The sequence below is a fragment of the Pseudomonas sp. Y3 TE3536 genome (assembly GCF_053629175.1).
In genome coordinates, this window is the sequence record NZ_JBRJHU010000001.1 from 2,756,347 (window position 1) to 2,768,004 (window position 11,658).

Below are 11,658 nucleotides of genomic sequence, written 5' to 3' on the forward strand. Positions count from 1 at the left end.
AATTGTTGTTGGTCAGCACTGGCATTGGATAATTGGTAAGACCAATTTACAATGTCTGGGCGCTAGGTTAAAAGCGCTGTCGTGGGTGTGTCAATTTGTCCGACACAAAACTTTGGTCGCGTGCCGATGAGTGGGCGTCTGATGGCCTTGGAAAAACCCAGGGTGATGGGTGTGTGCGCGGCGCGGATCGGCGAGAATAGGGCCCCCTGAAATTTGCCGGGGGTTTGTGGAGAGCATGTGATGGTTTTTGATCAGGTCCGCCAACGGCGCCTGTCCGACGACATCGTCGATCGGTTGGAAGGGATGATTCTCGAAGGCACGCTGACCTCGGGCCAGCGCTTGCCGGCTGAGCGCGTTCTGGCCGAACAGTTCGGTGTGTCGCGCCCGTCACTGCGTGAGGCGATTCAGAAGCTGGTGGCCAAGGGGCTGCTGATCAGCCGCCAGGGCGGTGGCAACTTTGTTGCCGAATCGCTGGGGTCGACGTTCAGCGATCCGCTGTTGCAGCTGCTTGAGCACAGCCCTGAAGCGCAGCGCGACCTGCTCGAATTTCGCCATACCCTTGAGGCGTCCTGCGCGTATTACGCGGCCCAGCGCGCCACCGAGCCTGACCGTGCACGGCTGAAAGAGGCTTTTGACACGCTGCAGGACTGCTACACCCGCGTTGACGAAGTGACCCGGGCAGAGGAGGGCGCCGCTGACGCGCGCTTCCACCTGGCGATAGCCGAGGCCAGCCATAACGCGGTCTTGCTGCATACCATCCGCGGTTTGTTCGACCTGCTAAAGCGGAACGTGGTGACCAATATCGGTGGCATGTACCAGCAGCGGACTGAAACGCGGGACATGCTGATCAGTCAGCACCGGGAGCTGTACCTGGCGATTGTCGAGGGCAGGGCGGAGGAGGCGCGGGAGGTTTCCAGCCGGCATATTTTGTATGTGCAGGAGGTGCTGGAGGAGGCGCACGAAGAAGCCCAGCGCGTGGCGCGGGCGGAGCGGCGCAGCGGGCGCTGAGGTTGCGTTTGCTGCACGGGCCTCTTCGCGGGGCAAGCCCGCTCCCACAGGTAACCCACCGAATTTGAAGGCAGTGGGTTAACTGTGGGAGCGGGCTTGCCCCGCGAAGAGGCCCTCACTGGCTAAAGAAGATCTAGTCTTCCTTGCCCTTGTTACGCACGGCACGCTGCAGCTCGCGGTTGGAATCGCGTTCGCGCACGGTGTCGCGCTTGTCGAATTCCTTCTTGCCCTTGCCAAGCGCGATCTCGCACTTGATCAGGTGCTTGCTCCAGTACAGCGCCAAGGCCACACAGGTGTAGCCTTTCTGCGCCACGGCCGCTTCCACCCGCTCGAGCTCGCGCTTGTTCAGCAGCAGCTTGCGTGAGCGGATAGGGTCGGCGATGACGTGGGTGCTGGCCGTGGTCAGCGGGGTGATGTGGCTGCCGAACAGCCAGGCTTCGCCATCCTTGAGCAGCACGTAGCTGTCGGTCAGGTGCGCCTTGCCGGCCCGCAGGCTCTTTACTTCCCAACCGGACAGGACCAGCCCGGCCTCGAACTTGTGTTCGATGAAGTAATCGTGTCGCGCTTTCTTGTTTTGCGCGATGGTCCCGGTCGGATGTTTCTTTTGTTTAGCCATAGGGGCGGCATTATAGGCAACTCGATGCGTGGTCGGCTATGGGATTTCGGTGTGCTTGAGCCACCGCAATGAATACCGGACAATACAGGCCCTGTCGTAGGTACAGAACCTGCTTTTGGCACGCTGCGAAGCGCCGCCACCCAGCCTTGGAAGTGACGCCTGGATGACTACCCATATTCAACGCTCCGCCCTGCTGCCGTATCCCGCCCAGGCGCTTTACGATCTGGTCAATGACGTGGCCAGCTACCCGCAATTTCTGCCGTGGTGCTCGGCATCGACGGTCATCGAGGCCAGTGACACGCACATGCGCGCCAAGCTGGAGGTTGCCAAAGGCGGCATGAGCCAGCATTTCGTCACGCGCAATGTGCTGGTGCCTGGGCAGTCCATCGAAATGAACCTGGAAGAGGGGCCGTTCTCCCAGCTGCACGGTGTGTGGGTGTTCAAGCCACTGGGCGAGAAGGCCTGCAAGATCAGCCTGGACTTGTCCTTCGATTATGCCGGGCCGCTGGTGCGGGCCACGTTGGGGCCGCTGTTCAATCAGGCCGCCAACACCTTGGTAGATGCCTTCTGCCAGCGCGCCAAGCAGCTCAATAGCTGAGCAGTGGCGCACAAAAAAGCCCGGGCCAAGGCCTGGGCTTTTTTATGACCGCCGCGCTTACTGCGGGGAGGTTTCCAGCGGTGCCGGCGTCGGGACCGGGGTGGTCTCGATGGTGTCGATCTCGCGCTGGATGGATTCTTCCACCGAACCGGGTTTGGCCGGTTTCTCTTCAGGCTGCGGCGTGGCCTGCTCTGGCTGGGTCGCCGGGCTGACCGTGGTGTCGCTGCTGCCACCGAGGATTTCCTGGTCGCGGCTCACACCTGGCATGAAGTCGCCAGACAGGCTGACCAACTGGTCGCTTTCGTTGAAGAAAATGCTCATGCGCTCTTGCTGGCGTTTTCCGCCACCAGGCTGCAGGCTGTACAGGTAGTCCCAACGGTTGGTGTTGAACGTGTCCTGAATCAGGGGGTTGCCCATGATAAACCTTACTTGCCGTCGGGTCATTCCCGGGCGTAATTGGTCTATCATGTCCTGCGTGACGACATTGCCCTGCTGGATGTCGATTTTGTAAACCCCGGGAAACGAGCAACCGGCGAGTGCGAGCAGTCCCACTAGGGTGAGGCTGGTTAGCAAGAGCTTGGTGTTTTGCATCGGTGGGCGACTTCCACTATCTTGGCTGGACAACGTAAACCCCGATCATACCCGTATTAAGAGAAGCTGCGAAGCAGCATCGGCGAGAAAGCTGACCATGGTTGAAAATAGCGAATTACGCAAAGCCGGTCTCAAGGTTACCCTGCCTCGAGTAAAGATCCTTCAGATGCTCGATTCTACCGAGCAGCGTCACATGAGTGCCGAGGATGTCTACAAGGCCTTGATGGAAGCTGGTGAGGACGTCGGCCTGGCCACCGTCTACCGCGTGCTGACCCAGTTCGAAGCGGCGGGTCTGGTGGTTCGCCACAACTTCGACGGCGGTCATGCGGTCTTCGAACTGGCGGATGGCGGTCACCACGACCACATGGTCAACGTGGAGACCAGTGAAGTCATCGAGTTCATGGACGCAGAAATCGAGAAGCGTCAGCGCGAGATCGTGGCCGAGCATGGCTACGAGCTGGTGGACCACAACCTGGTCCTCTATGTGCGTAAGAAAAAGTAACGATTTCGATCGTTATAAATAGCAAAGGCGACCTTCGGGTCGCCTTTGTGCTTTTTGTGTAGGAGCAGCCTTGTGCTGCGAAGAGGCCGGTGAAAACACAGTAGGGCTGTGCCGCTGCCACCGGCCTCTTCGCAGCACAAGGCTGCTCCTACAGGTAATGCGTAGGCCGGTCATTAAGCAGGTAATGCGTAGGTCAGTCATTAAGCAGGTGAGGCGTAGGCCAGTCCATTAAGCAGTTAATGCATAGGCCAGTCACTAAGCCTTGCCGCTGACTACCATCTTGCGTGCATGTGCCAGGGATTCCTTGGTCAGGTCGATGCCGCCCAGCATGCGCGCTACTTCCTCGACCCGTTCGCGTTTACCCAGGCTGGCCACCGCCGTGTGGGTGGTGTCGCTGTGGCGCACCTTGTGCACGAACAGGTGGTGATGCCCTTGTGCCGCGACCTGCGGCAGGTGGGTTACGGTCAGTACCTGGCCGCGGTCACCCAGCCGGCGCAGCAGTTGGCCGACGATCTCCGCCGTAGGGCCGCCGATGCCGACGTCGACCTCGTCAAACACCAGGGTGGGGATGCGCGAGGTCTGTGCAGTGATCACCTGGATCGCCAGGCTGATGCGTGACAGCTCGCCACCCGACGCGACCTTGGCCAGGCCTTTGAGTGGCTGGCCGGGGTTGGCGCTCACCAGCAGTTCGATCTGCTCAAGGCCGTGGGGCGACAGGTCGTTGCCTTCGTTTGGGGTAAGCTCTATGCAGAAGCGACCACCCGGCATACCCAGGCGTTGGACTTCTTGCTCGACGGCGACCGCCAACTGTTGCGCGGCCTGCTGGCGCAAGGCGCTCAGCTCGCGAGCCCGCTCTTTATAGTGCTGGGCATAGGCGGCCAGCTCTTCGCCCAGGCGCTCGATCGATTCGTCGCTGGCGTTCAAGCCTTCCAGCTCTTCCATCAAGCGCTGCTGCAGATGCGGCAGTTCGGTGGGGTGCACGCGGTGTTTGCGGGCCAGGGTGTAGATAGTGTCGAGGCGCTCTTCCAGGGCCTGCAGGCGCATGGGGTCGGCGTCGAAGTGATCGAGGAAGCGGTTGAGCTCGCCCACGGCTTCTTCGACCTGAATCTGCGCGCTGGCAATCAGGTTGGCGGCTTCGCCCAGCGCCTTGGGTGAGTTGGTGGCGGCGCCCAGCCGATTGAGGCTGGAGGTGAGGGCGCTGAGCACGTTGCCCGAGTCGCTCTCGCTGCACTGGTCGATGACCTGGCGGCAGATGCCGAACAGGGCTTCGGCGTTGGTCAGGTTCTTATGTTCCTGCTCCAGCTGTACCAGCTCGTTTTCGCCCAGGCCGAGGTTGTCCAGCTCCTCGAGCTGATAGCTCAACAGCTGGTGGCGGGCGCGTTGCTCGTCACCGGAATTGGACAGGCGCTCCAGCTCCAGGCGGGTCTGGTTCCAGCGCTTGGCGGCCAGTTGCACCTGGCGGGCCAGGTCGATGGCGCCGGCGTATTCGTCCAGCAGGCGCCGATGGGTGTCGGTTTTGAGCAGCGACTGGTGCTCGTGCTGGCTGTGGATGTCGATCAGCAGTTCGCCAAGCGATTTGAGGTCGCTGAGCGGGCAAGGCGTGCCGTTGATGTAGCCACGGCTGCGGCCTTCGGCGGTGATCACCCGGCGCAGGATGCACGGGCCGTCGTTGTCCAGGTCACGCTCGGCCAGCCAGGTGCGGGCTTCGGGGATGTCTGCCAGGTCGAAGGTGGCGAGGATGTCCGCCTTGTCTGCACCGGGGCGCACCACGCCGCTGTCTGCGCGGTCGCCGAGGGCCAGGCCGAGGGCGTCGAGCATGATCGATTTGCCTGCGCCGGTCTCGCCGGTGATGACGGACATGCCGCGGGCAAGCTCAAGGTCGAGGTGTTCGACGATGGCGTAGTTGTGAATGGACAGGTGCACCAGCATGGGGGCGGCTCCCGAAGGTTCAGGTCTGGTTATTTATACAGTACTTTTTTCCACCCTGACAATGCCCGCTCAGAGATTCTCATGTGGCCCGGAAAACCACGCTGCCCCTTGAAGCTGGTTTTTCCGGCCCCATATAGCCGACAACAAAGGCGAGCCTGGCTCGTAATCCAGAAATTTGCGCAGGAGAGACCCAATGGCTGACGAACAGCTGAATGAGAAAGACCTTAACGTCGAAGAAACCGGTGCAGATGCTGTCGGCGCCCGTGTTCTGGAGCTCGAGGAACAGCTGGCCGCCGCCAAGGATCAGTCGCTGCGCGCTGTTGCCGATTTGCAGAACGTGCGCCGTCGCGCCGAGCAGGATGTCGAGAAGGCCCACAAGTTCGCCCTGGAGAAGTTCTCCAGCGACCTGCTGCCGGTGATCGACAGCCTGGAACTGGCACTGGCCCACTCCAGCGCCGACGACGAACACGTCAAGCAGATCCGCGAAGGCGTCGAGCTGACCTTGAAGATGTTCCAGGACACCCTCAAGCGCTACAACCTCGAAGCTGTCGACCCGCACGGCCAGCCGTTCAACCCTGAGCACCATCAGGCCATGGCCATGCAGGAAAACGGCGAAGTAGAGCCGAATAGCGTGTTGAACGTGTTCCAGAAAGGCTACCTGCTCAACGGCCGCCTGTTGCGCCCCGCCATGGTGGTGGTCAGCAAGGCGCCGAGCGCAGCTCAGCCTTCGATCAACGAAAAGGCTTGAAATCCGCCGGGGCAACCCCATCTAGGTGTCAAGCCTTCAAGTATTACCGCAGTTGGCCAAAGTAGTCGCTGCTACCAAATTCAAGTTTCGGGAGAGTTAACATGGGTAAAATCATCGGTATCGACCTGGGGACCACCAACTCGTGCGTCTCCATCCTGGAAAACGGTAACGTCAAAGTCATCGAAAACGCCGAGGGTGCGCGTACTACCCCTTCGATCGTGGCATACGCCAACGATGGCGAAATCCTGGTGGGTCAGTCGGCCAAGCGCCAGGCTGTGACCAACCCGCACAACACCCTGTTCGCAGTGAAGCGCCTGATTGGCCGCCGCTTCGAAGAGCAAGTCGTGCAAAAAGACATTCAGCTGGTTCCGTACAAGATCGCCAAGGCCGACAACGGTGACGCCTGGGTTGAAGTCAACGGCCAGAAAATGGCACCGCCGCAAATCAGCGCCGAAGTGCTGAAGAAAATGAAGAAGACCGCCGAAGACTACCTCGGCGAGCCTGTCACCGAAGCGGTCATCACCGTTCCGGCCTACTTCAACGACAGCCAGCGCCAGGCTACCAAAGACGCCGGCCGCATCGCCGGTCTGGACGTCAAGCGCATCATCAACGAGCCGACCGCTGCTGCACTGGCGTACGGCATGGACAAGGCCAAGGGCGACCACACTGTCATCGTTTATGACCTGGGTGGCGGTACCTTCGACGTTTCGGTCATCGAAATCGCCGAAGTCGACGGTGAGCACCAGTTCGAAGTACTGGCGACCAACGGTGACACCTTCCTGGGTGGCGAAGACTTCGACATGCTGCTGATCGACTACCTGGTCGAAGAGTTCAAGAAAGAGTCCGGCATGAACCTGAAGGGCGACCCTCTGGCCATGCAGCGTCTGAAAGAAGCCGCAGAAAAAGCTAAGATCGAGCTGTCTTCCGCTCAGTCGACCGACGTCAACCTGCCGTACATCACTGCAGACGCCACCGGTCCTAAGCACCTGAACGTGAAGATCTCCCGCGCCAAGCTGGAGTCGCTGGTAGAAGAGCTGGTGCAGCGCACCATCGAGCCTTGCCGCATCGCGCTGAAAGACGCTGGCATCGACGCCAGCAAGATCGACGACGTGATCCTGGTCGGCGGCCAGACCCGTATGCCGCTGGTACAGAAAACCGTTGCTGATTTCTTCGGCAAGGAAGCACGCAAGGACGTCAACCCGGACGAAGCCGTCGCCATGGGCGCCGCTATCCAGGGTGCCGTTCTGGCCGGTGACGTCAAAGACGTTCTGCTGCTGGACGTCAGCCCGCTGACCCTGGGTATCGAAACCATGGGTGGCGTGATGACCGCGCTGATCGAGAAAAACACCACCATCCCGACCAAGAAGTCGCAGGTGTTCTCGACTGCCGACGACAACCAGGGCGCAGTGACCATTCACGTGCTGCAGGGCGAGCGTAAGCAAGCTTCGCAGAACAAGTCGCTGGGCAAGTTCGACCTGGCTGACATCCCGCCAGCACCGCGTGGTGTTCCGCAGATCGAAGTGACCTTCGACATCGACGCCAACGGCATCCTGCACGTCGGCGCGAAAGACAAGGCCACCGGCAAGACCCAGTCGATCGTGATCAAGGCCAACTCCGGCCTGTCCGACGAAGAAATCGAGAAAATGGTGCGTGACGCCGAGGCCAACGCCGAGGAAGACCGCAAGTTCGAAGAGCTGGCCGGTGCCCGTAACCAGGGTGACGCGCTGGTTCACTCGACCCGCAAGATGGTTGCAGATGCAGGTGACAAGGTCACCGCTGAAGAAAAAACTGCCATCGAAGCTGCCGTCGTTGCCCTGGAAGCCGCTGTAAAAGGCGACGACAAGGCCGCGATCGACGCCAAGGTCGAAGAGCTGTCCAAGGTGTCGGCACCGGTTGCCCAGAAGATGTACGCCGAGCAGTCGGCCGAACAGCCTCAGGGTGGCGCGCAGCAGGCCGAGCCGGAAGCCAAGCACGATGACGTGGTTGACGCCGAGTTCGAAGAAGTAAAAGGCGACGACAAGAAGTAATCGTTGCATGTTGTCGGCCAGCTCACCGGCGGTTGTCGGTGAGCTGGTAGGATGTCGCCGCGCGGGGGCTTGCTCCCGCGTTGGCGTATCTGGAATTCGAGAATTTTTACAGCATCTGTCAGGGCCATTCGTGGTGTTTGGGCGGGTGCTGATGGCGCGGCGCAGATGCCGAACGCCCAACAAGGTGCAAATGACCTATGTCCAAGCGTGATTATTATGAGGTCCTGGGTGTCGAGCGCGGCGCCAGTGAAGCTGACCTGAAAAAGGCCTATCGCCGCCTGGCGATGAAGTTCCACCCGGACCGCAACCCAGGCGACAAAGAGTCGGAAGACAAGTTCAAGGAGGCCAACGAGGCCTACGAAGTGCTGTCTGACGCCAGCAAGCGCGCGGCGTTCGACCAGTACGGCCACGCCGGCGTCGACCCAAGCATGGGCGGCGGTGGTGCAGGCTTCGGCGGCGCCAACTTCTCCGACATCTTTGGTGATGTGTTCAGTGACTTCTTCGGTGGCGGCGGCGGCCGTGGCGGTGGTCGTGGTGGTGCCCAGCGTGGCAGCGACCTGCGCTACACCCTGGAGCTGAACCTGGAAGAAGCGGTGCGTGGCACCACGGTCAGTATCCGCGTGCCGACGCTGGTCAATTGCACGCCTTGTGACGGTTCTGGCGCGAAGAAGGGCTCGACCCCGTCGACCTGCCCGACGTGCGGCGGTATTGGCCAAGTGCGTATGCAGCAAGGCTTCTTCTCGGTGCAGCAGACCTGCCCGCGTTGCCATGGTCAGGGCAAGATCATTACCGACCCTTGCAATTCGTGCCATGGCGAAGGCCGTGTCGAGGAATACAAGACGCTGTCGGTCAAGGTGCCGGCAGGTGTCGACACCGGCGACCGCATTCGCCTGTCGGGCGAAGGCGAGGCCGGTACCCACGGTGGCCCGACTGGCGACCTGTACGTGGTGATCAATGTGCGTGAGCACGAGATCTTCCAGCGTGATGGCAAGCACCTGTACTGCGAAGTGCCGATCAGCTATACCGATGCAGCGCTGGGTGGCGAGCTGGAAGTGCCAACCCTCGATGGCCGCGTGAAGCTGAAGATTCCGGAAGGTACCCAGACCGGCAAGCAGTTCCGCTTGCGTGGCAAGGGGGTTGCGCCGGTGCGCGGTGGTGGTGCCGGTGACCTGCTGTGCCGTGTGGCGGTGGAAACCCCGGTCAACCTCAGCCGTCGTCAGCGCGAGCTGCTCGAAGAGCTGCGTGATTCGCTGGAAGGCGACAGCTCCCATTCGCCCAAGGCCAGTGGCTGGTTCGACGGTGTAAAGCGCTTCTTCGGCGATCTCTGACAAGGAAATAGCGATGCGACGTATTGCAGTGATGGGTGCAGCAGGGCGGATGGGCAAAACCCTCATCGAGGCCGTGCAGCAAACGCCAGGAGCCGGGTTGACGGCGGCGATCGATCGCCCTGACAGCTCGCTGGTCGGGGCTGATGCAGGTGAGCTGGCGGCCCTCGGTCGGATCGGCGTGCTGCTGTCCGATGACCTGGCCAAGGTTGCCGACGAATTCGATGTGCTGATCGACTTCACCCACCCTTCGGTAACCCTGAAGAACCTGGCCTTCTGCCGCAAGCATGGCAAGGCGATGATTATCGGCACCACCGGTTTCAGCGTCGAAGAGAAGCAATTGCTGGCTGACGCGGGCAAGGAAATCCCGATCGTGTTCGCTGCCAACTTCAGTGTGGGCGTCAACCTCAGCCTCAAGCTGCTGGACATGGCGGCGCGGGTGCTGGGTGATGATGTCGACATCGAGATCATCGAAGCGCACCACCGTCACAAGGTCGATGCGCCGTCGGGTACTGCGCTGCGCATGGGCGAAGTGGTTGCCAATGCGTTGGGCCGTAACCTGCAGGAAGTGGCGGTGTATGGCCGTGAAGGCCAGACCGGCGCGCGTGATCGCAAGACCATCGGCTTCGCCACCGTGCGTGCCGGTGATGTGGTGGGTGACCACACCGTGCTGTTCGCCGCTGAAGGCGAGCGCCTGGAGATCACCCACAAAGCGTCGAGCCGCATGACGTTCGCCAAGGGTGCGGTACGTGCCGCGCTGTGGCTGGACGGGCGCGAGCCGGGCCTGTACGACATGCAGGACGTGCTGGAGCTGCACTGATCCGTGTGTGGGAGCGGCCTTGTGTCGCGAAAGGGCCGCAAAGCGGCCCCGGGGCTGTTAGCGGCGCCGCGAAAACCCGGGGACTGCTGCGCAGTCCTTTCGCGACGCAAGGCCGCTCCTACAGGATTTCCGGTGCAAGCGAGGTCAGTCTGTCGCAATCATGTGTTTTAGAGGCACATATACGGTAGACCCAAAAAGCACTTTTCTGTAAGCTACAGCTTTAGTGTGTCCACTAAAAGCGCGCAGCGAATTGAATTCAGCACATGAAAGCGGGGTGACGTGTCCATACGTCACTCCGCTTTTTTGCAACCTGCGATCGCCCTTTCATGCTTGATTTACGGGAGGTCTTCTTGACAAAGCCAGCCATACTCGCCCTTGCCGACGGCAGTATTTTTCGCGGTGAAGCCATCGGTGCCGACGGTCAGACCGTTGGTGAGGTGGTGTTCAACACCGCTATGACCGGCTACCAGGAAATCCTTACAGACCCTTCCTACGCCCAGCAAATCGTTACCCTGACCTATCCGCACATCGGCAACACCGGCACTACCCCGGAAGACGCCGAGTCGAACCGTGTCTGGTCTGCCGGCCTGGTCATCCGTGACCTGCCGCTGCTGGCCAGCAACTGGCGTAACACCCAGTCGCTGCCGGACTACCTCAAGGCCAACAACGTCGTCGCCATCGCTGGCATCGACACCCGTCGCCTGACCCGTATCCTGCGTGAAAAGGGCGCTCAGAACGGCTGCATCCTCGCCGGTGACAACATCAGCGAAGAAGCCGCCATCGCCGCCGCCCGCGGCTTCCCAGGCCTCAAGGGCATGGACTTGGCCAAGGTCGTCTCCACCAAAGAGCGCTACGAGTGGCGCTCCAGCGTGTGGGAACTGAAAACCGACAGCCACCCAACCATCGAAGCCTCCGAGCTGCCGTACCACGTGGTCGCCTTCGACTACGGCGTCAAGCTGAACATCCTGCGCATGCTGGTGGCCCGTGGCTGCCGCGTGACCGTGGTGCCTGCCCAGACCCCGGCCAGCGAAGTGCTCGCGCTCAACCCCGATGGCGTGTTCCTGTCCAACGGCCCTGGCGATCCGGAGCCTTGCGACTACGCGATCCAGGCAATCAAGGAAATCCTTGAAACCGAGATCCCGGTGTTCGGCATCTGCCTCGGCCACCAGCTGCTGGCCCTGGCCTCCGGCGCCAAGACCGTCAAGATGGGCCACGGCCACCACGGTGCCAACCACCCGGTCCAGGACCTGGACACCGGCGTAGTCATGATCACCAGCCAGAACCACGGTTTCGCCGTCGACGAAGCCACCCTGCCGGGCAACGTCCGCGCCATCCACAAGTCGCTGTTCGACGGTACCCTGCAGGGCATCGAGCGCACCGACAAGAGCGCGTTCAGCTTCCAGGGCCACCCTGAAGCGAGCCCAGGCCCGACTGACGTCGCGCCACTGTTCGATCGTTTCACCGATGCCATGGCCAAGCGCCGCTGAGCATCCT

Annotated in this window: 11 protein-coding genes; 8 read left to right on the forward strand and 3 right to left on the reverse strand. The window is 61.3% G+C overall.

The features are described from left to right. Positions 1–240 precede the first annotated feature (240 nt). Positions 241–1,008 carry an FCD domain-containing protein gene (locus AB7M33_RS12445; protein ID WP_027595045.1) on the forward strand — a complete coding sequence of 256 codons (768 nt, stop codon included), beginning with the start codon at positions 241–243 and terminating at the stop codon, positions 1,006–1,008. 133 nt (positions 1,009–1,141) lie between these two features. Here the strand turns inward: AB7M33_RS12445 and smpB are convergent, their stop codons facing one another. Next, entirely contained in the window at positions 1,142–1,624 is a 483-nt protein-coding gene (gene smpB, locus AB7M33_RS12450; protein ID WP_012312633.1) for an SsrA-binding protein SmpB, read from the reverse strand. A 163-nt stretch (positions 1,625–1,787) separates the two neighbouring features. On the opposite strand from smpB, the gene AB7M33_RS12455 reads away from it, so the two are divergent. Beyond that, a complete protein-coding gene (locus AB7M33_RS12455; RefSeq protein WP_027595044.1) occupies positions 1,788–2,222 on the forward strand; it encodes a type II toxin-antitoxin system RatA family toxin in 435 nt (144 codons plus the stop codon). A gap of 57 nt (positions 2,223–2,279) precedes the next feature. Here the strand turns inward: AB7M33_RS12455 and bamE are convergent, their stop codons facing one another. Then, positions 2,280–2,813 carry an outer membrane protein assembly factor BamE domain-containing protein gene (gene bamE, locus AB7M33_RS12460; protein WP_027595043.1) on the reverse strand — a complete coding sequence of 178 codons (534 nt, stop codon included), beginning with the start codon at positions 2,811–2,813 and terminating at the stop codon, positions 2,280–2,282. A 97-nt stretch (positions 2,814–2,910) separates the two neighbouring features. Between bamE and fur the strand changes: the two genes are divergently transcribed. Next, positions 2,911–3,315: a ferric iron uptake transcriptional regulator gene (fur, locus tag AB7M33_RS12465; RefSeq protein ID WP_015271870.1), complete on the forward strand. Its 405-nt coding sequence runs from the start codon at positions 2,911–2,913 to the stop codon at positions 3,313–3,315. Between the two features lie 255 nt (positions 3,316–3,570). Here fur and recN read toward each other — a convergent pair whose 3' ends face one another. Continuing rightward, entirely contained in the window at positions 3,571–5,244 is a 1,674-nt protein-coding gene (recN, locus tag AB7M33_RS12470) for a DNA repair protein RecN (protein WP_099455350.1), read from the reverse strand. A gap of 193 nt (positions 5,245–5,437) precedes the next feature. Here recN and grpE point away from each other — a divergent pair, with 193 nt between their 5' ends. The 5 genes from grpE (at position 5,438) to carA (ending at position 11,651) form a co-directional block, all read left to right on the forward strand. Beyond that, positions 5,438–5,992 (forward strand): nucleotide exchange factor GrpE, encoded by a 555-nt coding sequence (gene grpE, locus AB7M33_RS12475; RefSeq protein ID WP_238215314.1) that lies wholly within the window; start codon positions 5,438–5,440, stop codon positions 5,990–5,992. 101 nt (positions 5,993–6,093) lie between these two features. Next, the gene (dnaK, locus tag AB7M33_RS12480) at positions 6,094–8,019 is read left to right on the forward strand and encodes a molecular chaperone DnaK (protein WP_099430482.1); all 1,926 of its coding nucleotides are present in this window, start codon (positions 6,094–6,096) and stop codon (positions 8,017–8,019) included. Between the two features lie 197 nt (positions 8,020–8,216). Next, on the forward strand, positions 8,217–9,347 hold the full coding sequence (gene dnaJ, locus AB7M33_RS12485; protein ID WP_027595038.1) for a molecular chaperone DnaJ: 1,131 nt from the start codon (positions 8,217–8,219) through the stop codon (positions 9,345–9,347). A 13-nt stretch (positions 9,348–9,360) separates the two neighbouring features. Then, a complete protein-coding gene (gene dapB, locus AB7M33_RS12490) occupies positions 9,361–10,164 on the forward strand; it encodes a 4-hydroxy-tetrahydrodipicolinate reductase (protein WP_099430481.1) in 804 nt (267 codons plus the stop codon). Between the two features lie 350 nt (positions 10,165–10,514). Continuing rightward, complete coding sequence (gene carA, locus AB7M33_RS12495; protein WP_027595036.1) at positions 10,515–11,651, forward strand: glutamine-hydrolyzing carbamoyl-phosphate synthase small subunit; 1,137 nt, start codon at positions 10,515–10,517, stop codon at positions 11,649–11,651. Positions 11,652–11,658 lie beyond the last annotated feature (7 nt).

Coding starts and splice junctions, on each gene's coding strand:
- AB7M33_RS12445 (WP_027595045.1), top strand. CDS start 241: ATGGTTTTTGATCAGGTCCGCCAACGGCGCCTGTCCGACGACATCGTC.
- smpB (WP_012312633.1), bottom strand. CDS start 1,624: ATGGCTAAACAAAAGAAACATCCGACCGGGACCATCGCGCAAAACAAG.
- AB7M33_RS12455 (WP_027595044.1), top strand. CDS start 1,788: ATGACTACCCATATTCAACGCTCCGCCCTGCTGCCGTATCCCGCCCAG.
- bamE (WP_027595043.1), bottom strand. CDS start 2,813: ATGCAAAACACCAAGCTCTTGCTAACCAGCCTCACCCTAGTGGGACTG.
- fur (WP_015271870.1), top strand. CDS start 2,911: ATGGTTGAAAATAGCGAATTACGCAAAGCCGGTCTCAAGGTTACCCTG.
- recN (WP_099455350.1), bottom strand. CDS start 5,244: ATGCTGGTGCACCTGTCCATTCACAACTACGCCATCGTCGAACACCTC.
- grpE (WP_238215314.1), top strand. CDS start 5,438: ATGGCTGACGAACAGCTGAATGAGAAAGACCTTAACGTCGAAGAAACC.
- dnaK (WP_099430482.1), top strand. CDS start 6,094: ATGGGTAAAATCATCGGTATCGACCTGGGGACCACCAACTCGTGCGTC.
- dnaJ (WP_027595038.1), top strand. CDS start 8,217: ATGTCCAAGCGTGATTATTATGAGGTCCTGGGTGTCGAGCGCGGCGCC.
- dapB (WP_099430481.1), top strand. CDS start 9,361: ATGCGACGTATTGCAGTGATGGGTGCAGCAGGGCGGATGGGCAAAACC.